Origin of the sequence: Okeania sp. SIO3B5, assembly GCF_010692555.1 — a bacterium.
Classification (GTDB): Bacteria; Cyanobacteriota; Cyanobacteriia; order Cyanobacteriales; family Microcoleaceae; genus Okeania.
In genome coordinates this window covers 1-21,239 of sequence record NZ_JAAHHG010000062.1, presented here as the reverse complement: position 1 = coordinate 21,239, position 21,239 = coordinate 1, and the positions used below count along the sequence as shown (strand labels likewise).

General features: G+C 37.0%; 11 protein-coding genes and 1 pseudogene. 6 read left to right on the top strand and 6 right to left on the bottom strand.

Translation table 11 applies throughout. The features are described from left to right. Window positions 1-349 precede the first annotated feature (349 nt). Window positions 350-1,684, bottom strand: a complete 1,335-nt coding sequence (locus F6K54_RS11360) for a sensor histidine kinase (protein WP_293077486.1) — start codon at window positions 1,682-1,684, stop codon at window positions 350-352. A gap of 1,423 nt (window positions 1,685-3,107) precedes the next feature. Between F6K54_RS11360 and mazG the strand changes: the two genes are divergently transcribed. Continuing rightward, the gene (mazG, locus tag F6K54_RS11355) at window positions 3,108-3,902 is read left to right on the top strand and encodes a nucleoside triphosphate pyrophosphohydrolase (protein ID WP_293077509.1); all 795 of its coding nucleotides are present in this window, start codon (window positions 3,108-3,110) and stop codon (window positions 3,900-3,902) included. 1,380 nt (window positions 3,903-5,282) lie between these two features. Here mazG and F6K54_RS11350 read toward each other — a convergent pair. Beyond that, window positions 5,283-6,107 carry an alpha/beta hydrolase gene (locus F6K54_RS11350; RefSeq protein WP_293077484.1) on the bottom strand — a complete coding sequence of 275 codons (825 nt, stop codon included), beginning with the start codon at window positions 6,105-6,107 and terminating at the stop codon, window positions 5,283-5,285. 106 nt (window positions 6,108-6,213) lie between these two features. Between F6K54_RS11350 and gcvH the strand changes: the two genes are divergently transcribed. Continuing rightward, a complete protein-coding gene (gcvH, locus tag F6K54_RS11345; protein WP_287324588.1) occupies window positions 6,214-6,612 on the top strand; it encodes a glycine cleavage system protein GcvH in 399 nt (132 codons plus the stop codon). A 483-nt stretch (window positions 6,613-7,095) separates the two neighbouring features. Beyond that, window positions 7,096-7,443, top strand: a complete 348-nt coding sequence (locus F6K54_RS11340) for a hypothetical protein (protein WP_293077480.1) — start codon at window positions 7,096-7,098, stop codon at window positions 7,441-7,443. Window positions 7,444-8,054: 611 nt separating this feature from the next. Here F6K54_RS11340 and F6K54_RS11335 read toward each other — a convergent pair. Continuing rightward, complete coding sequence (locus F6K54_RS11335) at window positions 8,055-9,119, bottom strand: pentapeptide repeat-containing protein (protein WP_293077478.1); 1,065 nt, start codon at window positions 9,117-9,119, stop codon at window positions 8,055-8,057. A gap of 1,375 nt (window positions 9,120-10,494) precedes the next feature. On the opposite strand from F6K54_RS11335, the gene gcvP reads away from it, so the two are divergent. The 3 genes and pseudogenes from gcvP to F6K54_RS43735 all read left to right on the top strand — a co-directional run. Beyond that, window positions 10,495-13,425 (top strand): aminomethyl-transferring glycine dehydrogenase, encoded by a 2,931-nt coding sequence (gene gcvP, locus F6K54_RS11330; RefSeq protein ID WP_375341963.1) that lies wholly within the window; start codon window positions 10,495-10,497, stop codon window positions 13,423-13,425. Between the two features lie 949 nt (window positions 13,426-14,374). Next, window positions 14,375-14,899 (top strand): transposase, encoded by a 525-nt coding sequence (locus F6K54_RS11325; RefSeq protein ID WP_293077476.1) that lies wholly within the window; start codon window positions 14,375-14,377, stop codon window positions 14,897-14,899. Beyond that, window positions 14,877-15,563: pseudogene (locus tag F6K54_RS43735) on the top strand (RNA-guided endonuclease InsQ/TnpB family protein); the annotation flags it as partial. The gene F6K54_RS11325 and the pseudogene F6K54_RS43735, both read left to right, overlap by 23 nt. 127 nt (window positions 15,564-15,690) lie before the next feature. Here F6K54_RS43735 and F6K54_RS11310 read toward each other — a convergent pair. The 3 genes from F6K54_RS11310 to F6K54_RS11300 form a co-directional block, all read right to left on the bottom strand. Next, window positions 15,691-16,488: a glycosyltransferase family 2 protein gene (locus tag F6K54_RS11310; protein ID WP_293077473.1), complete on the bottom strand. Its 798-nt coding sequence runs from the start codon at window positions 16,486-16,488 to the stop codon at window positions 15,691-15,693. 1,230 nt (window positions 16,489-17,718) lie between these two features. Continuing rightward, window positions 17,719-18,723 carry a glycosyltransferase family 2 protein gene (locus F6K54_RS11305; protein WP_293077471.1) on the bottom strand — a complete coding sequence of 335 codons (1,005 nt, stop codon included), beginning with the start codon at window positions 18,721-18,723 and terminating at the stop codon, window positions 17,719-17,721. A gap of 592 nt (window positions 18,724-19,315) precedes the next feature. Beyond that, a complete protein-coding gene (locus tag F6K54_RS11300) occupies window positions 19,316-20,452 on the bottom strand; it encodes an FAD-dependent oxidoreductase (RefSeq protein WP_293077469.1) in 1,137 nt (378 codons plus the stop codon). Window positions 20,453-21,239: the final 787 nt, after the last annotated feature.

The following is a 21,239-nucleotide window of genomic DNA, read 5'->3' as shown; positions in this document are numbered from 1 at the left end:
GGGAGGCGCATACCCACAATTTCTCGGTAAAAAGTATTTATGATTAAGAAGTTCAGTTGAAAGTATAAAGTATATAGTATGATAGGCTATCCTAAAAATTTTATAATTTGCAGTATACTACTATTACATATATCTGAAATCCTTATCCCCTATAGGAAAAAATCTAATTCTAAATATGTCTATTGGAAATAATATATATAAATAATACCTCTATATTTCTGCTTCTAGCTTTTAAGTAATTCTTTTTGTAAAAATTCTCTACTCTTTTTTTCAGTCAGGAGTATCTGAGTTTATATTTTTTCTTCTCTGTTTATATTTTTTCTTCTCTAGAGATATGAACAGTATTCAATTAAACTATTGGTATAATAATTTCAAATTCAGTACCCTTGCCTGGTAAGGAATTTAGTTCAAGCTTTCCACCATGTTTTTCAGTGATAATTTGGTAACAAATAGCTAAACCCATACCTGTTCCTTTACCTACAGGTTTAGTGGTAAAAAAGTTTTCAAAGATTCGATCTTGTATTTCTAGAGGAATACCAAGTCCATTATCAGCTATTTTAATAGTCAGCCAATCAGAGTCTTGTTTAAATATGACTTCTGTACTAATTTTAATTTGAGGTTGCCAATCACACAAGTCCAGTTCAGCTAATTTTTCATTAAGTGCATCAATACTATTACTAATTATATTCATAAATACTTGACTAAGTTGACCAGAATAGCAACTGATAGTTGGTAAATTTGTACAATAATTCTTAACAATTTTGATCCCATGTTTAAGACGATTATTTAAAATCAGTAAGCTACTATCTATACATTCATGGATATATGCTTGTTTCTTTTTAGACTCATCCATGTGAGAAAAATTGCGAAGACTATTCACAATTTTCAGCAGTTGTTCCGAACCCAATTTAATACCTTGAGTTGTCTCATCTAATTCTTCCTGTAAAGAATCATAATCTATCTGTTCTTTAATTAGATTAATAATTGGAGATGACTCTGATATTTCATCATAAGCAGATAACAGCTTAGTAATTTCTTCTAAATAAGAATTTAGAAATATTAAATTATTCCAAATACAGTTAACAGGATTTCTAATTTCATGGGCAACCCCAGCAACCATTCTTCCCAAGCTTGCCATTTTCTCAGTTTGAATAGCTTTTGCTTGAGTTTGTTTTTGTAGTAGATGACTCGTAAGTTCGTGAATTTTTGATTGAGCAACTAATAACTGATGCACATCCAAAAGTCTATAAACATTAGCTTCTATTTCTACAACAATTGGTTCGTATAATAATTCAGGCCGTCTCTGTAAAGATTTTTGTGCGGCCTCTACTATTAACGTATTACCAGGAAGAATAGATATATCTATTTTAGAGAAACGATATAAAGCTTCTATAGGTCGCTTGTAAAACATCTCTATACCATAGCGACTTCCCATTTTTTCAAAAAATAATCTTCGGGAAATCATACCAACTAATTTATCTTGCTGGTCTCTCAAAATCACACCAGGCAGCAAAGGGTTTGCTTCAAACACAGGTGCAATATCTTTCCCAAGGTAGTTAGATGCAATTTGAAAGTCTTGGAGAGGTAGTTCCTGTATAGTTGACTCTAAAGATAAAAATTGACTTTTAACCTCTAAATTAGGCACAATAAATGAATCTGAATATGACTCATACAAAGCAAACATATTAAGGGAATTCCTAGTACTTTTGTATCAATAGATACGAATTATTAAAATATTCCTGATAGTTTGCTTGCACATCTGGAATATATTATCATGACTATCTTTAACCTTTGTAGCACAATCCTCAGAAAATCATCAAAAATGATAAAAATTGCTTAATTTTATTTATTAATACATTTGTTTGTTTTATGTAAAATTCATAACTATAGATTTATGTGGCCTATATGTCTAGATCTTGCATCGCGAATAAAAAAGGTTTAATTATTCCATTTAGATATATCCAGAAAAGAGGGAGTAGGGAGTAGGGAGTAGGGAACCCACCCCTCGCCCCTCCCCCGATCGTGGAGGGTAAGAATTGATAATTTCTGTACGATAGTTTATTTTATTTTTTATTATTGGAGATGTCTATTGCACGCCAGTTGATAGATAGTCATCCTTTATACAGTTGTAAGTTAGGTAGGCGTTAAAATTTATAGTTAGATTCAGGCAGGAGGCAGAGGACAGAAGGGAAGAGGTTTCAGAGTTACTTTACTTTTTGTTACATAATTAGTTTTTTTCGTACCTACCTAACTTAATATTATGGTAAATCTATTATTGTAGGTTTAGTTGACTACTCCCCGCAGCTATTGCCGAGGGGATTCTAAGTTGATACTACGCAACACCGATAAATCCATGTTGCTTCGTTTTTTCGAGCGCTGACCAAAGATATACTCTTTGGGGACAATTTCCGCGGTGCCCCTACACAGTCGGCATAGCGTCTAAACCATGCTTTGCTGCTTACTTTTGTCTAAACGTTTGTATATCCGGGTAATAGCACAGGACAACTAAAGTTGTCTAGTCTAAACGACTCGCTTGTTTTCATCCCCCGGTTAAAACACCTATGCTTTATAAACATCTTTCTTAACATAAAACTTGACAAAATAGACAAGTTATGTACTAGCATTTCAAAGATTTTTGCCAGAGAAAAAGTATATTAAAAAGTAGATTTTTTTTGATAACTTAAGTAGTTTTTCCTATCTACTATGATTCTTTCTCCCTTCTCCTTTTTCCCCTCCTGGGAGGGGTAGGGGCAAGGGGTGGGTCCCCTACTCCCCTGCTCCACACAAGGTTTTCAGGAGTTCCTTATAAGGGATAGGTTAAAACACGGGGGTTTTCAACGTCGCTTTTCGGTAAGAAAATAAACAGTTTTAAGTTCTCGATCCAGGTCGCCTTTTTCCAGAATATTTAAAATCATAAAGATGGCTGCTAGATAAAACCCTCTTAATTAGCGATAAATACTGTTTTTTCCCCAGCTTAACAAAAAAAATTACCGTAGGGAAAAATATTGTAGGAATGATTTTGGCAGTCTGCTTTATAGATGATATGGTGAACATAAATTAGGACTTTACTTATTTCATATTAAAATTAAACTATTTTGCGATCTAATATGGATTCAACATTAACTGCATTACAAGAACTAATAGAAATAGTAGGCAAATTACGTTCTCCAGATGGTGGTTGTCCGTGGGACTTAGCTCAAACTCCAGAAAGTTTAACTCCTTATATTATTGAAGAAGCTTATGAAGCAGTTGATGCAATAAAAAGCGGAGATAAAGAAGCAGTAATTGATGAATTAGGAGATTTATTATTACAGGTAGTTTTGCAAGCACAAGTAGCTAGCGAAGCCAATGATTTTACTTTAGCTGAAGTTGCTCAAAGTATTAATAAAAAAATGATTAGAAGACATCCTCATGTATTTGGAGATGTGAAAGTAAATAGTACAGAAGAAGTTAAGCAAAATTGGGAAAAAATCAAAGCAGCAGAAAAAGGAGAAACTAATGATTTATTGAGTACAAAACTCGGTCGATATGCTCGACAGTTACCTCCACTTATGGCAGCAACGAAAATTTCAAAAAAAGCTGCTGCTATTGGTTTTGAATGGGAAAATATTGAAGAAGTTTGGGAAAAATTCCACGAAGAAGTTGGGGAGTTTGAAGAGGCTTTAAAATCTGAAGATAAGGAGCATCAACAAGCAGAAATGGGAGATATTTTATTTGTTTTAGTGCAATTAGCAAGGTGGTATGATTTAAATCCAGAACAAGCTTTACAAGGAACTAATCATCGATTTTTGAAACGGTTTGCTTTAGTAGAAAAAATGTGCAACCGCCCTCTTTCTGAGTATACTTTGGCGGAGTTTGAACAAATGTGGCAAAATGCAAAAGCACAGTTAGCAGGAGAGTAGGGGAGTAGGGGAGTGGGGGAGTGGGGGAGTGGGAGAGATTAAAGTCTTGAATTAACTACTCCCCACAGCTTTTGCCGAGGGGATTCTAAGTTGATACTACGCAACACCAATAAATCCATGTTGCTTCGTTTTTTTCGAGCGCTGACCAAAGATATACTCTTTGGGGACAATTTCCGCGGTGCCCCTACACAGTCGGCATAGCGTCTAAACCATGCTTTGCTGCTTACTTTTGTCTAAACGTTTGTATATCCAGAAAATAGCACAGGACAACTAAAGTTGTCTAGTCTAAACGACTCGCTTGTTTTCATCCCCCGGTTAAAACACGGGGGCTTTCAACGTTGCTTTTCGGTAATTATAGAAATTATTAACTATCAACGCCTACTATATAACCGGATTCTATATAACTCCTCGGTCGTTATTTATAAGCATTCCACCGGACACGATATAAGCATCAAGAAACTTGACATACTCCCGACGTTGCGCTATGCGCAACAACGCGGGATTCTTCAGTCATGAAAAAAATGACCACTGTTTTGACAGAGGTGATGTCCTCCCCCTGTATTGACGTTGATAATAACATGCATAGCTCCTAGCTTGTCAAGGGTATAGAAAGGTTTTATTTGTGGAGGTATCCGACTCTTGGCCCTGGCTTTCTCATACGACGCTCCCCTAATAGCTGCCGCCACCATCCTCCGCCAACGGGAGAGCGCGGGACTTCCCGCCAGGGAAGTTAAAATTATTCTTGAATCAAACTTAATTACTACTAGACATATCCGGAAATTAAAAATAAAATAAATTCTTATCCATAAATTGTCAATTATTCCCCTCCCCTCCTGGGAGGGGATAGGGGTGGGTTCCCTGTCCCCTATTCCCTGTTCCCTATTTTCTAGACATCTTCAATAATAAAAAATCAAATCAATTATCGTACTCTTATTCTTGACATCCTCCCGACGCTGCTCTACGAGACAGCGCACCGATTCCCATCCATCAATCAAACAGACTGTAGGGGCGATTCGCGAATCGCCCCTACACTGAAAGATTCAGGGCGGGTTGACACCTCGCTGGAAAATGCTGGGCTTTGCCAGTCTAACACTTCCTCCGTGTCCGTTTAACTTCTCCGTTAGCGCAGCTCCTCCGGAGGAGGCGTGCCCCTCGGCGACTTGATTGAACAGTTACAGTAATCGCGCACCTTGATTTTTGGCCTGAGCAATATTTGTATGTTAACAGATTATCTGCAAAACCGCTCTTATTGATTGGTTTTCCCATCTCTCCGCTCCCCTGCGGGAGAGCGCGGGTCTTCAACCAACGTTGAGATAAATTATTTCCCCCTACTCTCTACTCCCTATTCCCTACTCCCTACTCCCTACTCCCTACTCCCTCTTATTGATTTTTTTGTACCAAATTAGCAAATTCAATCATCACTTTTTCATACCTTTCACCTGCCACTGCTAATAAATCAATATGACCAGCACCATCAACCCAAAAGGAAAGTTTAGGTTCATTAGCAGCAGTAAAAAGTTGTTTCCCGTGGGAAAATGGAATTACCCGGTCAGAATTTCCGTGGATTACCAAAACTGGGCAATTAACATTTTTTATCTTATCAATATTGCGAAACCGATCAAAGGGATAAATAGGGATACGCGTCACAACTCTAAACGCAGTTGTAAATGAACTTTCAACTACTAAACCAGCTACAGGTTGCCGGGATGCCAAATCTACTGAAGGCCCCCCACCAACTGAACGTCCATAAACAATAATTTGGTTTGCAGGTATGCCCAACTGCTGAGTTAAGTATTCATAAGCTGCATTAATATCTTGGTAGGCATTTTTAACTGAAGGATTTCCCTGACTTGTTCCATAACCCTGATAGTCATAGGAAAATATACTAAATCCAATATCTCGCAAATCTCGCAACCTGGTCAAAATTTCCCCTAGATCTTCAGCATTACCATGACTGTAGAGAATTGTATACTTTGCTTTGGGTAATGCTAAATAAACACCTGTAATTTGGACTGTATCACTAGACTGAAGCTTGACAAATTCTTGGTTTTCTTGATAGCTAGATGGACTAGGTAAAAAAATCAGCCGATCTGAGAAAAAGAAAGCCCACCAACCCACAAGGACATAGATAATTAGGATAGATCTGATTAGCCTAAAAACAGAAAACTTCCCTATAAGTAGTCCTATAATATTTTTCTTATCCATAAGAAAGAACTGGATATTTACCTATATTATTCTATACGGAATAATTTGTAACGCATTTCTAGTGTTGAGATGGCTAGCGTTATTTGTAATATTGTGAGGAATATAAATGCAATTAGAATTTCCAGATGACCTCAAGTATCTTGAAACCCACGAATATGTAAGAATGGATGGCGAAATTGCCACTATTGGTATTAGTGCCTATGCTATTGAACAGTTGGGAGATATTGTATTTCTGGAGCTTCCAGAGGTGGGAGATCAAATAGAAAAAGAAGGATCGTGTGGCAGTGTAGAGTCTGTCAAAGCAGTTGAAGACTTGAAAGCTCCTATTACTGGTACAGTTATAGACCGCAATGAAGAAATATTAGAAAGTCCAGAGCGGTTATCGGAAGAAGACCCATATATAGAGGGTTGGCTGATGAAGGTGCGTGTTAAAGACCCTGATGAACTAGAAGGAGATGATATTTATTCTGCTGAGGAGTATCGCGAAATGGTAGAAGGAGAGTAGATAGTAACCAAAAATATTTTCAAATCTACAATTTACAACTCTAAAAAATATAGCGCTGTGCGCAGGCAACAGCTCTGGAAAGCAACAGCTCATCTGGGGGAATAAAAAGCTGATAATATCAGAATTTTAGCTATTGGACAGTTCCTGTAATTTGTAAATTTGCCAGCGCACATTGCTATAATTTAGGGCTTGCTGAAAAAGTCTTATGAGTGAGGGTAGGAGCCAGAATTAAAAATAGGTAATTCTAAATTCTAAATTCTTAATTCTTGAACTTATCTGTCTTTATTAACTTTTCTACCTTATTTTCTATGCTGAAGTTAGTGGAATTAACGTTATTTTATGCCTTATCGGAAATTATTTTTTGTGAATTTATCTAGTCAAGCATGGTCGATATTTTTTAAGTTAATGTGGCTCCCGGATTATCATAGTTTGAAGGTGTTTTGATATAATAGGAGTATAAAAAAATATAGTCGGGGTAGTAAAATGAAAAAATATATATGGTTTAGTTTGACTGTCATAATTGGTTTAATACCTATATCTGTCAAAGCAGAAACATGGGATGGGGAAAAAATTTCTCAGATGATTGGTGCTATGAGTTGGTGCACAAGTAATGCTGCTAAAAATTCTTCGGAAGCATCTATTTATCAATCTGCTAGACGTGCTGGAACTATAGCACTTGAGAAGGCTATTATTAACGGAGATATAGATAGTAATGAAAGCCTGGAAGCTTTAAAAAAATCAGAGAAAGAGGGAAAGTATTTTGACCAAAAACTGAATTCAGAGCTTTGTAAACAAATCTGGCAAACTGTTAATGAAAATCCTGTATTTTAATATTTTAAAATCTTTGTAAATTTTATTAGACTACAGCAGCTAGATAAGAGCATGACAAAAAAAAACTTTCTCCTCCTTATACTTTAAAACTCTCTCTTCTTCCATCCTGTACGTTGCCCTACCGACGACTCCCTAACCTGACTCTTTCCTTCCTCTGATTTCCTTCCACTAAAGTATAAGTATTCAAGCAGACATGATATTAATTATTAATTGTTGAAGACGTGGTTCATCTATAACGCTATGCAAATAGGGTGCGGATATTCTTTTGTCCTACATTTCGCACTTCAATTTGTAACATGAACATTAGTATAAAATTCTGAGGATGTTTAAGTATTTATACTATATAAATTATCTTCATTTACCTCGATCAAGAGTCAAATTCTCGGTTAAATATTAGGCATAAATATTTATTGAATCGTTGACTACTATAATTTACTTCTTACTTCTTACTTTTGACTTTTGACTTTTGACTTAGATTTTTATGCTACATTTTGTCGTGCGGAATGTGGGTTTTATTTTCTACTCCCTTTTTCTAACCGAATTCTGTACAAACCACTCAAATTTATTGTCAAACTCCAAATAATTTTCTGCTATATCACTCAGGGCGATCGCTAAGGACATTTTTCATTAGAAATGTTTCCATCTGGCATAATCGTTTTACACAAAGTAGCAAATAACAACGTTGTTTTTTTATTTATTTTCGCACCACTAAGATTGGCATTAGTTAAATTAGCTTGACTTAAATCTGCACCTCGCAAATCTGCATTATTTAATTGAGCAAAACTAAGATTTGCTTGATTTAAGTTGGCATTTCTAAGTTCAGCTCCCACTAATTTTGCATAACTTAAATCAGCTTCTACCAGAGTAGAATTTTTCAATTTGACATTATTAAAGTTAGTACCACTTAACTTGGCTTTTTCTAAATTAGCATTCATTAATTGAGCATTTTCTAGATTAACTCCATCCAGAGAAACTATTCGATTGCAATCTGCATCTAATTCTCTGCATCGAATTAATTCTGCATCATATAGAAATTTTAATAATAATCCTTTGAGTATTTTATTATCTGCTAAACGAATTGATAAAGCTAATGTATTAGCCCTAATTAAATCTAAATAATCAAATTTATCTGTATCAGTATTATTAATATTTGTTCGGTCTACCAAAATTTCTCGTATTTCTTTCAGGTAGTTTTCCCATATTTGTTCGTGGAGGCGTTTATCAGCAATTTGTTCTTGAATTTGTTCTAAATCGTAAGTAATAAAACTGGCAATTAAACCGATAAAAACAGGCAAAAATATTTTCTCAAAGACTTCCCAAGGTTCTTTCTTAGCTATAGAGGATAAGAGGTTATTCAAGTAGATAACTGGATTAACTCTTTCTTGCTTCATCGTAATCGGGTTTAACTCTTTTTCCCGATAAATTGCAAAGACAAAGATCAAGAAAAATATGAAAGTAATTCCTATAGTATATCTGAACAAAGGCAAACTATTAATTTGTTCTAAAATAGATTCCCAATTAAAAAAATCTTCTCTTGAGTCATACTGCCAAGTTTCAATTTGAGCATAATTAACAGTACGTTCGAGTTCTTGATTTTGGCGTAACTTAAATACACTAAATGGTACTGATATAATAGTTAAAATTCCTAAGCCAGCAGCAATAAATTTTCTTTTCATAATCAAAAAAATACTATAGTAATCCTATTTTATTTGTGTATAAAAATCTTACTGTTTTTAGGGAACAGGGAACAGGGAACAGGGAACAGGGAACAGGTAAGAGTTTCAGTTTTTTTATCTACTTTTTGATTACCCGCAACCAATTTAGGATTGCTATATTACAGTAATAGTATAAACTTTTACCAAATAATTAAGATTTAAAGCCTCTCCTTTAAAGGAGAAAAAAGCGGTCGTTTTGCTGGCGCATAACTACGTTAACGCTACGCGACATGTTTGCGGAGCATGACCTAGGAAAAAGCGCAGCTTCCCGTAGGGTGGGATGGCAAGGTATCCTCGCCATATCCAATCGACCAAGAAAAGAAAAAATTTTCCCTACCGCGTCAATCCTCTCCTTGAAAAAAAGAGGTAATTGTTAATAATTAATTATTAATTATTAATGATTAATTATTAATTGTTGAAAATATCTTCATACTGAAATGTTTCAATTCCGTATTATTTCAGTTTCAATAATAAAAAATAAAATCAATTACCCCACAGAAATTATCAATTATTTCCTCCTACTCCCTAACCCCTACTCCCTACTCCCTCTTTTCCAGAGATGTCTACTAATAACTAATAACTGATAACTGATAACTGTTAACTGTTAACTGAATTGGCAATGCCAAAATTTGGCCTCTAAACTCAAAAAAAGATTATGGTTGTCCTGCTCGCTAATCATGTGAATATATATTAGGACTTACGCAGATACGCTATATATAGTACTCATAACTATTGTCCAATAGTTACTGGACTCTATACACAGTGTCTTTGCGTAAGTCCTGATATATTTTTTTTAATTTCTTCCCACACTGCCCACACTCCCTACACCTCCCACACTCCCCACACTTTCCCTATCATTACTATGCACCACCAAAATTATTTTATCAAAATAATATGGGTCTAAAACCCCGCCTTTTAAGGCGTAATATTTTTGGAGCGGGGCTTAAATCCCCTACTTCCCCTCCCCTCCTGGGAGGGGTTAGGGGTGGGTTGGGAGGGGTTAGGGGTGGGTTGGGAGGGGTTAGGGGTGGGTTAACTTCTGACTCTCTTGGTGCGCATTCCGCAAGCGAGCTGGCGTCGTCGCGGGGTCGCACCGCTTCTGACTTCTGACTTCTGACTTCGTTAACCCCCATTAAGTTATCTTTTCCCTGATAGGTTTAATACCCCACCGTCAACAGGGGTGCTTAAAATTGTTTGGGGTGAGTAGACGCGGAGCGGCAGGTCGTTAACTATCCCCATACAATCTTCCCTTCTGCCTTCTGCCTTCAGCATAGCTGCCTTCTTCAAGAATTTTTGTTAAAACTTAATCAGAAGTTAACTCCAAGGAATATATAAAGTGGTAGCCATACACAAATCTAATACAAAGTCAACCCCTAAACCACAATACCAGAATAATGGCCATAAATCTACTAAGTTTTGCCCAAGACATATTGGCCCGGCCTCTGACGCAATTCAAAAAATGTTGACAGTATTAAGTGTTTCCTCCCTAGATGACCTAATTGACAAAACAGTTCCTCAAGTAATTCGATACGAAAAACCCCTAAATCTATCAAAATCTCTGAGTGAGAGTGCTGCTCTTACCAAAATCAAAGAAATAGCCTCCAAAAACCAGGTATTTCGTTCCTTCATAGGAATGGGTTATTACGACTGCATCACCCCACCAGTCATCCTCCGCAACATCCTAGAAAACCCTGGTTGGTACACTGCTTACACTCCCTATCAAGCAGAAATAGCTCAAGGACGCATGGAAGCATTGCTGAATTTTCAAACCATGATTACAGACTTAACAGGTTTAGAAATAGCTAACGCTTCCCTACTCGACGAAGCTACAGCAGCAGCAGAAGCAATGAGCTTGAGTTACGGCCAGTGCAAAACCAAGGCAGAAGCTTTCTTTGTTGACTCTGGATGCCATCCTCAGAATATTGAAGTGGTGAAAACTAGAGCGCAACCATTGGGAATAGAAGTTATCGTTGGCGACTTTCGCACCTTCACCTTTGACAAACCAATATTCGGCGCACTCCTCCAATATCCTGCTACCGACGGAGCAATTTATGACTACCGCGAATTTGTAGAAAAAGTTCACGAAGTGGGAGGTTTAGTTACTGTTGCTGCTGACTTACTCAGTCTAACTTTGTTAACGCCTCCCGGAGAATTTGGTGCTGATATTGCTGTAGGTAATACTCAACGTTTTGGCGTTTCTCTAGGATATGGCGGTCCTCATGCTGCCTACTTTGCGACAAAAGAAGCTTATAAACGACAAACTCCAGGTCGTATTGTCGGAGTTTCTCAAGACGCTAACGGCAACCCTGCACTAAGGTTGGCATTGCAAACACGGGAACAACATATTCGCAGGGAGAAAGCAACGAGTAATATTTGTACTGCTCAAGTTTTGCTGGCGGTAATGGCAAGTATGTATGCAGTTTATCACGGCCCGGATGGTTTAAAAGAAATTGCCGAAAATATCCATAATTTGACATCGAAACTAGCAGCAGGTTTAAAACAGCTTGGTTATCAAATTGGTGAAGAACCATTTTTTGATACTATCCGCGTAGAATTAGGTGCTGACTCTCCTCTGAAAAATGCAAAAGAAATTATTGATGCTGCTGAAACAGCAGGTATTAATCTCCGGAGTCTCGACGATCGAACTTTCAGCATTTCCCTAGATGAAACCACCACTAATATAGATGTGCAAAACCTCTGGGAAATTTTTGCTGGTGGAGAACCATTACCAGACGAAAACACTCCCCCCCTTTCAAAGGGGGGCAAGGGGGAATTACATTCCCGCACCAGCAGTTATTTAACTCACCCAGTATTTAACCGCTACCACTCAGAAACCGAATTATTGCGTTACCTCCAACGTTTACAGGCAAAAGACTTATCCCTAACAACATCAATGATACCGTTAGGTTCCTGTACAATGAAACTCAACTCTACAGCAGAGATGATACCTGTAACCTGGCCGGAATTTGCCAAAATTCACCCCTTCGCCCCCACTTCTCAAACCAAAGGTTATCAAATAATGTTTGAACAACTAGAGGAATGGTTGGCAGAAATCACAGGTTTTAGCGCCATCTCCCTACAACCAAATGCAGGTTCCCAGGGAGAATATACAGGTTTATTAGTAATTCGCGAATATCACGCTCACCGAGGAGAAGCACATCGCAATATTTGTTTGATTCCTGAATCTGCTCACGGTACTAACCCTGCTTCAGCGGTGATGAGTGGGTTAAAAGTTGTAGTTGTCAAATGCGATAAACAAGGAAATATAGATATTGCAGATTTAAAGAAGAAGACAGAAAAACACAAAGATAACTTAGCTGCCATTATGGTTACTTATCCCTCAACCCACGGTGTATTTGAGGAAGAAATTTCTGAAATATGCGAAATTATCCACAGTAACGGCGGTCAAGTTTATATGGATGGAGCGAATATGAATGCTCAGGTAGGTTTATGTCGCCCAGCAGAAATAGGAGCAGATGTTTGTCATTTGAATTTGCACAAAACTTTTTGTATTCCTCACGGTGGTGGAGGCCCAGGAATGGGTCCCATAGGTGTTAAATCTCATTTAGCAAAGTTTTTACCAGGGCATTCTGTGATTAATATTGGTGGAGACAATTCTAGTGGAGCGGTATCTGCTGCACCTTGGGGTAGTGCGAGTATTCTGCCTATTTCTTGGATGTATATTGCTATGATGGGTGCGGATGGTTTGACTGAAGCGACTAAAGTAGCAATTTTGAATGCTAATTATATTGCTCAACGGTTGGAGAGTTATTATCCGGTTTTGTATAAGGGTAAGCATGGGTTTATTGCTCACGAGTGCATTTTGGATTTGCGTCCGTTGAAAAAATTGGCTGGTATTGAAGTGGAAGATATTGCCAAACGTTTGATGGATTATGGTTTTCACGCACCGACAGTTTCTTGGCCTGTAGCGGGTACAATTATGGTGGAGCCAACGGAGAGTGAGTCTAAGGAAGAGTTAGATCGTTTTTGTGAAGCGATGATTTTGATTCGCCAGGAAATAGAGGAGATTGAAACTGGGAAAGCAGATAAAGAGGATAATTTGTTGAAGAATGCACCCCATACTGCTGAGAGTTTGATGGTGGATGAATGGAAACATGATTATTCTCGACAACGTGCCGCTTATCCCGCACCGTGGACACGGGAGCATAAGTTTTGGCCTGCTGTGGGAAGGGTTGATAATGCTTTTGGCGATCGTAATTTTGTGTGTTCCTGTTTGCCGATAGAAGCATACAGTAATAATGGATAATGGATAATTGATAATGGATAATTGATAATAGACATCTCCAAAAAAGAGGGAACAGGGAACAGGGAACAGGGAACCCACCCCTCGCCCCTCCCCCTCCCAACCCACCCCTCGCCCCTCCCAGGAGGGGAGGGGAACAATTGATAATTTATGGATAAGAATTGATTGTCTTTTTGATTTTTGGAGATGTCTAATGAAAAGTAATATCATGTCCGGTAGCATCGGAGCGTGTATAAAATCAAGGTGACACTCTTGAGAAAACCTTCTGCCTCCTGCCTCCTGCCTCCTGCCTCCTGCCTTCCTTCCACCAAAGTCTAATTATTCAACCGGACATGATATAACGCACCGCCTCTTTCATGATGTTCTGAAATTCAGCCAAAATTGTAGGTGCGTATTTACGGCTGAAATTCAGAAGATGAATTGATTTCAGGCATCCGTCGTAACGCACCGTCTCTTTCATAATTTCGGTGCGTTATATCATGTCCGGATAATAGCGTGATAAAAAACTTTCTCCTTCAATTCCAGTTATTCTTCTTCCTTCTTCTTTCTTCCCTCCTGAGGACTGACTCCTGAGGACTGACTCCTAAATCGTTATTTATTTAGGGTTTGCTGATTAAATCTCAAAGCATTGACTGATATTGGTTGTAGCATTTTTTTGTCTAAAAAAGTGTCAGCTTTTCAGCTCAAAAAGCTCATGCATGCTAGTATTTTGGGACGATTATTGCAGAAAAATCACTCTGACAATTTTTCCGACTACCTCCTCCATAATTCCCATTTCTCCTGTCTCCTGTCTCCTGTCTCCTGTCTCCTACCCCTACTAAAAGACTTTTTCAGCAAGCCCTATTTATAACTGTTCAACCAGACATGATATTACGCTTTGCTTTTCATGTTGCGCAGCTATTAGTTTATTCTATAATTATCAAAGACTTTTTTTCATGGCCTACCAATTCAAATGCAATCAATCAAGACCAAATTAAAAGTTAACAATTACCAAAAAACTATACTTGCCAAACACGCAGGTGTAGCCCGTCATGCTTATAACTGGGGATTAGCAACTTGCATTACTGAATATGAATCAAACAAGAAACGACTGAGTGCTATCACTTTACATAAGCGTTTGGTGAGGGAAGTAAAAAGCGAAAATCCCTGGTACTATGAAGTATCAAAGTGTGCCCCTCAAGAAGCCTTAAGAGATTTAGAGAGGGCATTTAAAAACTTTTTAACTATTCCTAAACGTGGATTTCCGGCCTTTAAGAAAAAAGGGAAAAAAGATAGTTTCTATTTAGAAGGAAGTATTAAAATTCTGAAAGGAAACTATATCAAACTACCAAGAATAGGAATAGTAAAAACTTATGAAATCTTACCCTCAGTACCAGTAAAAAATGTCAGGATAGCCTCTTTTCCTGCGGAATGCTACGCAAACAGAGGAGCTTTCCTATCGGAATGCTGCGCAAACGCTAACAAAAAAAGCAGATAATTGGTACATAAGTTTTAAGTATGAATGTGAGCCAAAACCTACCCCTAAAAAACGAGGTGTTATCGGTGTAGATGTTGGTATAAATACTCTAGCAACTTGTAGTGATGGAACAAAGTATGCTAACATCAAAGCCTACAAACAAGCAAAAAAACGATTAACTCGTTACCAACGCCGTGTCAAGAAAAAAGAGCTAGGTTCAAAAAACAGAGCCAAGGCCGTAAAAAGACTAGCCAAGGCTCACAAAAAAGCGGATGCGACCCCGCGACGACGTCAGCTCGCTTGCGGAACGCGCACCAAGCAGTATCTGAGATCAGAGCAGACGCATTACATAAACTCACAACATGGTTAGCCAAAAACCACAGCACCATAGTGATAGAAGTATGACAATGTAAGTGGAATGCTCAAAAATCATAAACTGGCAAGTGCCATAGCAGATTGTGGTTTTTATGAGTTTAGGCGTCAGCTTACATATAAGTGTGAATGGTATGGAAGCACTTTAGTGATAGCAGATAGATTTTATCCCAGTTCTCAAATATGTTCTCACTGTGGGCATCAACAGAAAATGCTATTGAGTGTAAGATTATACGAATGTAGCAACTGCGGTTTCTCAGTAGACAGAGACTTTAATGCTGCTGTTAACCTAGAAAACTATGTAAGTCAGTAGGTGGAGTTCCCGCCGATTTGAAGCCTGTGGAGAAGATAAGTTACAGACTGCGGTCAGTGGTCTTCTGTGAGACAGGAAGCTAGCTCCAAAGCTCATGCAATTCCGGCATGGGTAAGTTTGGGTAAGTTTAGTAGAACGGATTATATTGATTTAAACAAGCTTTTATTAAAGTTATCATAACCCTTAAATTGCCTTTAATAGGACTAATTTTGGTCGGAGTCGGTTGATTCAATGGATAGGAACGGGTGACTGGTAATTCTTTAACTCGATAGCCTAGTTTATTGGCACGAATTGAGAGATAATAATGCAGTTCATAAACTGAGAAAATATCTCTAAAAGGATTGACGTTAGTGTCTAATAAAAACCGACGACTGTAAGCACGAAATCCATTAGTTGTATCGGTATAATGAAAACCCGATGCTAAACTAATCAAAGGTGCATGAATTAAACGAATAGCTAAATATCTTTCCCAAGGCGTATTAATAGCTTTTCCCCCTGGAATAAAACGAGAACCTTGCAGGTGATCCCATCCTTCATCTAAGGCTTTCATAAAATCTAAAATTGCTCTAGGATCGTCTTTATTATTGCCATCAATAGTAATAATTCCTTGATAACCTTCTTGAAGAGCATAAGCAAAGGCCATCCGCATTTGACTGCTCAATTTACCCCTATCTTTTTTTATTAATAAAGTTCGGACATTGACCTGTTTTAAAAAATTTAATTCCAATGAATTATCGGTACTTCCACCATCAGCAATAATTACATCAATGGTTTCAGAAATAGAACCCATTTTTTTTAACTGCTTTTGAATTTTTTCCCCTTCATTAATCACAAAAATACAAACACAATATTTGCTTTTCTTATCTGCCAAATTGTAAATTTCATAATGGGGAATTTGCCACTTTTGCTCCTGAAGTTGTGTCATTTCAGTTATCAGTTATCAGTTATCAGTTATCAGTACCTCTGTAAGCATTCAGCTATCAGCAGTCAGCTATCAGCAATTAGTAATTAGGGCTTACCGAATTATTAATTATTAATTATTAATTATTAAATAATTCTGGTTTAAAGCCTCCCCCTTTTAAGGGGAAAAAAGCGGTCTCCGGATGGCGAGGGGACCTCGCCATATCCAATCAACCAAGAGAAGAAATAATATTTCCTTATATTCAATTCCGTAACGGTTTTAACCAGAGGTAATTATCAATTATCCATTATCAATTATCAATTAATGAACGATCTAATATCAAAGCATTGACTGATATTAGTTTCAGCCTTTTTTGGTCGAAAAAAGTGCAAGCTTTTCGGTCTAATGGGACTTACACAAAATCAAGCCAGAAAATAGGCTCAAATATAGATGGGCACAGGCTTTTACGTCAAAAAGGTATAAATCCTGAATTACCAAGGGTTCTAGCCATTTTTAAGGCATCGACGTAATTCCCTTGTCTAGACTGACTTTGAAGCATTTTTCCTACCAAAAAATGTCTAAGTACCACTAAAGAGCTCATGCATGCTAGTATTTTGGGATGATTATGGCAGAACAATCTTGGGACAATTTTTACGACTACCTGCTCTATAATTTCCATTTCTTCTGTCTCCTGTCTTCCCCTCCCCTCCTGGGAGGGGCTAGGGGTGGGTTGTCTCCTACCCCTACTAACAGACTTTCCATACGCAAACCCTAATTATTCATTACTTCATAAGGTTTTGTCCTCAGACTCATGGCAGTAACTTTTTATTCTTTTTCAATTTAAAAGGTTGTTTTTACCTAATAATTAATAATTCAATAATTCAATAATTCAATAATTTAGGTTTAAAGCCTCCCCTTTCAAGGGGAAAAAAATAAATTTTTTTCTTTTATTCAATCCTCTTCCTTTTAGGGAGAGGTAATTATCAATTATCAATTATCCATTATCCATTATTGAAGCAGACCCAAAATTAATAGCCGTGAGCCATCAGCTATTACTTTTAGTTTACGATAAAAGCTTTATTAATTATCTTACTAGAAAAGTTGGCTCCCTTGCCCTTAAATCCTATATTAATTTAAACACTGTCCTTAAGGAGAGAGTCTTGTTGCTGTTTGCGCAGCATTCCGCAGGAAAAGCTGAATGCTAATAGCTGTTTGCGCAGCATTCCGCAGGAAATGCTTACCTCACAATTAAAATCATATTGCTATATCTTTTGAATCATTAACAACATTGTAGGTATCCCGTTCGACTATAAATACAGAACTATTTTTTTCATCAGCAATATAATAAGTTGCCCATCCTCGTGATTTGGCAAAAATTAACCCTATATATTCACAAATAATTCCTAAAATAACAGAAATAAAGAAAAACATAATGGCGTTTTGCATCGAAAGTGTCACCCATCCTTCAGCCACTTTATTTTTAATTAGATAAACCATAACAATATAAAACATATACAATAAATTAAAACCACTTGCCAAAATACTCAAATAACTAGCCAATCTCAAAGGGTGGGCTGAATTCATATATATGATTTGTAATCCGAGATTAATTGAGGCAATTAAACCGCGTTTTTTTACTTTTTTATAACGTTTAATTGGTGTATAAGTAAACGTCTGACTTCTGTAACCGATATATGCACTTAATAATCGTAAATAACAATAATTATCAGGAACGTATGTCAAGGCATTCACAACTTGACGACTGAGAACCCGAAATTGAGTGGCATTTTTCGTTAAAGGAATATGTAAGAGATGTTGACAAGTCCAATAAAAAAGATTAACCCCTAATCTCATCCATAAGGGGTCATCTAAACGATTTTTTCTAACACCAATTAGAATATCTTTTCCGTCTTGACACTGTCGAATTAATTCAGGAATTAATTGAGGTGGATCGCAATCAGGCAAGAGAATAACAACAAAATCGCCAATAGCTGTATCTAATCCTGATGAGATGGCAATTTCAGTTCCAAAATGTCGAGAAAGATTAATTAAACGCAAACCAGAATATTTGTGTAAACAATCCTCAACTTGCTCAGTTGTATCATCTTCTGAACCATCATTGATTAATATTAATTCATAAAATTGATAATTCTCTTTAAGAATACTAACAATTTCATCAACAACAATTGTGATAATTCGAGAATCATTATAAAGGGGAAGAATTACTGAAACAAAACAGTCTGTATTTGTATTGTTCATTAAAATTTAATTTCCTTGTCTCGTAATGTAAGCATTTCCTCCGGAATGCTGCGCAAACAGCCGTCAGCTATCAGCTATCAGCTATGAGTTATATCATGTCCGGTTGAACAGTTATAAATAAATAACGACTTAGGAGTCAGGAGTCAGGAGTCAGGAGTCAGGAGTCAGGAGGGTAAGAAAGAAGAAGGAAGAAGAATAACTGGAGTTGAAGGAGAAAGTTTTTTATCACGCTCTTATCCGGACATGATATTATACCGTTTCTCAAAAACTTTTCTACATTTTGTTGAGCAGGGGAGTAGGGGAGTGGGTGAGTAGGGGAGAAGCAAAAATAAGAATAATTAACATTAAATTAGCTTAAATTAGTATGCAAAGTGATTTTGCTTGTACAAAGGTTTTAGCCTTTTTGGAGTCGAAAAAAGTGCGCCTGTTTCAGCTCTTCACGCTCAAAAAGTTAGTATTTTAGGCGCATAGTTGGGCAGAATAATCTTGGGACAATTCTTACTCCTACCTCCTCATAAATTCTCTTTTCTCCTGTCTCCTGTCTCCTGTCTCCTGTCTCCTACCCTAACCCATAAGACTTTTTCAGCAAACCCTATTTATAAGTATTCAACCGGACATGATATAACTCAGTCATCACATCATAAATATTATCAATTTTCCCCCCCAAAATAGAGATTAAATTTGGTAAATTCGGATGATGTTTTACTAAAATGGGGCGACTATCATTAACTTCACTTTGAGGTAAAACGGTTTTGATTTCCCAGAGAGAATCAACATAGTTACAGTCTTTAATAATAGGTAAATAACGAATGGTATCTCTAATCATATAAGGGTATTGACTATTACGCTTTCTTATTTTCTCATAATTTGGCTTAATCAGTGGTTTTCCTACCTGATCTTGCCAATAACAAACCGGGGTATAACGGACATGACTTAAGGTATGAAGTTGGCGACAAGGAAAGGGCATTATTGAGAAAAAAGGACCACACATAACGGTTATGGCTACATTTTTTAGACAATTTGGTACATCAATTAATGCCATTTCAGTTAATTCATGTTTGAGGGGAATAAGGGATAGATGAGAATTGGCTAAAATATGATTAATAGATGAATAAGTACAGTTAAAAATATACCGAGTTTTCAGACTAAAAAAAGGGTCTGTCTGAGAATGACAAATCACGTCTATTTCTTCGGTATGAGTGCCAGGATTCACATAACAAACTTCTGTATTTAGCTGAAATTCAATAGACAATATTTCCAGTTCTTCATAGATTTTTTGCCGAAGTTTCTCTGCATTAAAGATACATTCTTTGGTTTTAAATACGGCTTCAATGAGATTAGGGTTGAACCATTTTTTAATCTTCTTTTCTGCTTCTTCAAGAGGAATTGAAATGCGCTCGCAAAAAACTTTAAACTGACGGGCATTAATTTTAGATAATTTTTTACCTACGGCATAATAACTGGTAAAATTCCTCACAATACAATCAGAATATTCTTGAATAAACCGAGAATAATTTATCTTAGAACGCCATGCTGTTAAAAGACTACGAGGATAATGATAGCCATTGTGTACCCTTGCTTGATTGAAATAAGATGCTCGTAATAATAAATCGTTTTCTTTTTCTAAAATTAAAATTTTGTTGAAATACTTTTTTAAAAATGAAGCAATTTTACAGCCAAAAAATCCACCGCCAATAATCACAGCGTCATACTTATTTTTCTTGCTCATAATTGTCTTCACTCACATTTAATAGTATGATATGTTTGGATGGGCAATCTAGACATTTCATAATACTTTTTCCTTTGATTTTCTCTGTCTAAACCTATCATTTATCCCACAAATATACAACGCCCAATCTCTTAATGTAAGCATTTCCTGCGGACTACTGCGCAAACAGCTATTAGCTGTCAGCTAGCCTCCTGCGGATGAACTGCGGACTTCAGCAACAAGACTCTCTCCTTAAGGACAGTATTTAAATTAATATAGACTTTAAGGGCAAGGGAGGCAACTTTTGTAGTAAGGTAAGCATTCAGCTATTAGCTGTCAGCTATCAGCAGCAAGACTCTCTTCTTAAGTAAAGTATTTAAATTAATATAGACTTTAAGGGCAAGGGAGGCAACTTTTTTAGTAAGACAACTAATAAAGCTTTTATCCTAAACTAAAAGCAATAGCTGAAGTACTGATGGCTGACGGCTGAATGCTTACGTAGTAAGACAATTAATAAAGCTTTTATCGTAAACTAAAAGCAATAGCTGATGGCTGAATGCTTATATCATGTCCGGATAATTAAGTATAATAAAAATGTTTTCTTCTCAATGTTGAAGAAATATCCCAAATTTCCACTCCTATCAAGCCTTCCCTCTTGAATTTACACCTACCACCTAACACCTACTGGCGTGTCAAGCTGAAAATGGTGTATTAGCCTGCCTAGGTAAGAAGTTATCACCACAGACCATCAGGCGATATAGCTGCCGCCACCATCCTCCGCCAACGCTAAAAATTGATAGGAAGAAAC

Bases quoted from the DNA above. Each gene is read 5' to 3' on its own strand.
- F6K54_RS11360 (WP_293077486.1), bottom strand. From the start codon at position 1,684: ATGTTTGCTTTGTATGAGTCATATTCAGATTCATTTATTGTGCCTAAT.
- mazG (WP_293077509.1), top strand. From the start codon at position 3,108: ATGGATTCAACATTAACTGCATTACAAGAACTAATAGAAATAGTAGGC.
- F6K54_RS11350 (WP_293077484.1), bottom strand. From the start codon at position 6,107: ATGGATAAGAAAAATATTATAGGACTACTTATAGGGAAGTTTTCTGTT.
- gcvH (WP_287324588.1), top strand. From the start codon at position 6,214: ATGCAATTAGAATTTCCAGATGACCTCAAGTATCTTGAAACCCACGAA.
- F6K54_RS11340 (WP_293077480.1), top strand. From the start codon at position 7,096: ATGAAAAAATATATATGGTTTAGTTTGACTGTCATAATTGGTTTAATA.
- F6K54_RS11335 (WP_293077478.1), bottom strand. From the start codon at position 9,119: ATGAAAAGAAAATTTATTGCTGCTGGCTTAGGAATTTTAACTATTATA.
- F6K54_RS11325 (WP_293077476.1), top strand. From the start codon at position 14,375: ATGCAATCAATCAAGACCAAATTAAAAGTTAACAATTACCAAAAAACT.
- F6K54_RS11310 (WP_293077473.1), bottom strand. From the start codon at position 16,488: ATGACACAACTTCAGGAGCAAAAGTGGCAAATTCCCCATTATGAAATT.
- F6K54_RS11305 (WP_293077471.1), bottom strand. From the start codon at position 18,723: ATGAACAATACAAATACAGACTGTTTTGTTTCAGTAATTCTTCCCCTT.
- F6K54_RS11300 (WP_293077469.1), bottom strand. From the start codon at position 20,452: ATGAGCAAGAAAAATAAGTATGACGCTGTGATTATTGGCGGTGGATTT.